The sequence below is a fragment of the Succinimonas sp. genome (assembly GCF_045225735.1).
GTDB lineage: Bacteria > Pseudomonadota > Gammaproteobacteria > Enterobacterales > Succinivibrionaceae > Succinimonas.
Genome location: NZ_JBGVBR010000071.1, coordinates 1 through 2,523, shown reverse-complemented (window position 1 = coordinate 2,523; position 2,523 = coordinate 1). Strand labels below are relative to the sequence as shown.

General features: G+C 51.3%; 4 protein-coding genes. 3 read left to right on the top strand and 1 reads right to left on the bottom strand.

Features of this window, described 5'->3' with window-relative positions; all coding sequences use genetic code 11:
* Window positions 1-188 (top strand): hypothetical protein (locus ACJROR_RS02530; protein ID WP_406545720.1); only part of this gene is annotated, 188 nt, incomplete at its 5' end.
* 1 nt (window position 189) lies between these two features.
* Entirely contained in the window at window positions 190-939 is a 750-nt protein-coding gene (locus ACJROR_RS02525) for a hypothetical protein (RefSeq protein ID WP_406545719.1), read from the top strand.
* 88 nt (window positions 940-1,027) lie between these two features.
* On the opposite strand, the gene ACJROR_RS02520 is transcribed toward ACJROR_RS02525, so the two are convergent.
* Window positions 1,028-1,753 (bottom strand): type II secretion system protein, encoded by a 726-nt coding sequence (locus ACJROR_RS02520; RefSeq protein WP_406545718.1) that lies wholly within the window; start codon window positions 1,751-1,753, stop codon window positions 1,028-1,030.
* A gap of 465 nt (window positions 1,754-2,218) precedes the next feature.
* Here ACJROR_RS02520 and ACJROR_RS02515 point away from each other — a divergent pair.
* On the top strand, window positions 2,219-2,523 hold a 305-nt coding region (locus tag ACJROR_RS02515; protein ID WP_406545717.1), incomplete at its 3' end, for a type II secretion system protein.

The following is a 2,523-nucleotide window of genomic DNA, read 5'->3' as shown; positions in this document are numbered from 1 at the left end:
TGCGAAAGGTGCCCCGGGATCTTTTTAAGGGAGATGCCCTGAAGATGAGCCAGAAGCTGCAGGCTCTCTACGTCTCCCTGCATTCCTTTAATGACCGGATGGCTCAGGAGATCCTTAAAATCGGGGATCGGGAAGGGCAGCGGGAATGCGCCTTCCGCATGATAGTTCAGGAAAACGGGGAGGGTTAGGATGGCTGATAACATTGTTTCCGTCCCGGAACTTAACGGGCCGGGGTCTCAGGCCCCTGAACTCAATGCCATCGTCGGCTGCGCCGGGGCCGGGAAGACCACCGTCAGAGTCGCCTTCCGGCTGGATGATCCCCGCTGGCCCCATCATCTTAATTTTGATGAATACCGCCACGCCCTGAAAGACCAGTTCAATGATCCCGTTTTCGCCGCCACCAAGCTCTGCGCTCTTCCGGCTGCCGTATTTGACAGCCTGAACTGGTCCACCCGTTCCGTTATTATGTCCATGGCTGACAACTACATGGCCCGGCGGCAGAGCTTCAGCATGGAAACCACCGGGGATGACGGACTTTTTCCGATAATAAGGAAGGCCCGCTTTGCCGGCTATCGGGTGCACGGCGCCATTGTGCTCACCAAGGATCCCTATATCAACATCGCCCGCATCAGAAACCGGGCCTTTGCCTCCCGTCTCGGCAAAACCATCATTGACCAGAGCGTCTTTAATGAAAAGGAGATCCTGGCCAACTACAGCAATATCATGGCCTCCATCTACAAGACCCTGGAGATGTTTGCCACCTGCCTTATTGTGGATAATTCCGGCATTTCCCCCCGAAAGCTCCTGCGCAAGGAGGAAAACGGCCAGTTTTATTCCAATGACGTGCCGGTAAGTCTGGAAAGAGCCCATAAGATCATCGCGGATCTGGATTACTTCAAAAACCGCTCCTCCGGCCGGGCTCCCTACGTGGAGGAGTAAGCTGGAACTTTAAAAAAGGACAGCCTGCGCTGTCCTTTCTGTCGTTGTCTTTTGCGTTGCCGTCCTTCGCAGCGGAGACGCCTGCAGATCAGCAGCCGCCGGTTTTCAGGGTATACACCGGAGGATTGACGGTGTGGTCACTCTTATTGTATTCAGCAGAGGAATAGGCAAAATAGCAGCCCCCGCCGGTGTGATTTTCAATTTTGTAAGGAAATCCCCGGGGAATGATAAACTCGGAGTCCCTGTCCACGTTCTTGCTATCCTTTACTTTTCCCCGGCACTGGCAGAAATCATAGCCCTCGCATTTAGATTCCCCCGCGCTGGTGCAGTTATAATTGACGTCCCCGGGTTTGCTTTTATCTCTTTTGGGAACCTTAATCTTCTTGTTTATGGTGGGATTGGTGACGGTCTCGGTTTTCAGGCCGGAAATGTCGGCATCCAGAATAAAGGCCACGGAGTTGCGATCCACGTAGGCGTATTTCAGGTACACCCACAAATCGCCGATGTCAACGCAGTTCCCCTGAGAGCAATTCTTCACCGTAGTATCCCAGTTGTCCACATTCTGTTCCACATCGGAATAATTGGTTTTGGCATTGTGTATTATCGCTTTTGCCAGCACCATGGAGTTGGCGGATTTGATATTGCCCTGCATGTTTTTGAGGGTGGCAATTCTCGCATCGCTCTGCAAGGACATGTACTTGGCGGTGGCAGAAGCCGAGAGAATGCCCAGAATCACGATTACGACTACCAGCTCTATCAGGGTAAAGCCGTTCCTGCGTAAAGCGTGTCTTCCTGATAAACCATGTTTTAACATCACTGCCTCCTGATTCCGTTAAGCAAAGCGCCATTTCCGATACGGCAAAATAAAACATACAGTCCCTGTGATTATTTTATCACATCCGCACAGTACCTCGTTAAACAGCGTTTAATAATTGTTAAGGATTTGTTACAGAGATAAGGTTTACGGTTAAAGCCCGGCATGCTGTCTGTCATGAATTCCGTCAGCGGTCAGTTTTGGCATGCTTCATTTTTGATGACGGCAACAGGGATTTTCAGGAGGGCGGCGGGACAAATTGCAGCAAAGGGCAGGCTGCAGAAGGGCAAGACGGCAAAGCCCCGTTTGCCACGCTGTTTTCCGGGTGTTCATTTAAATGCTTCGCCGCGGTTTTTGCGATCCCGGGCCGCATTTATGCCTCAGATTATGCAAGGCTTCATGTTTATGGGATAATATCCCCCGGTTTAAAGCGCTGTTAATCTTGAAAGGAGACGAGGACACAGCATGCTGCACAATTATGAAAGACACGGATACGGCAGAAACGGTTTTACCCTTATTGAACTCGTGGTGGTCATTGTCATCCTCGGCATTCTGGCCGCGACGGCCGCTCCCAAATTTGTCTCACTGAGGAGCGATGCCATTATAGCTACCCTTAAAAACATGGAGGGGAGCGTCAGAGAAGCCAATAACATGGTTTATGCCAAGGCGATCATCCACAACGCCAACACCAATTACTCCAACAAGGTTCCCGGCAGCGAAGAATGGTCGGAAACCTGCAAGAATAACAACTGCGTAAATGTCGGGGGCGA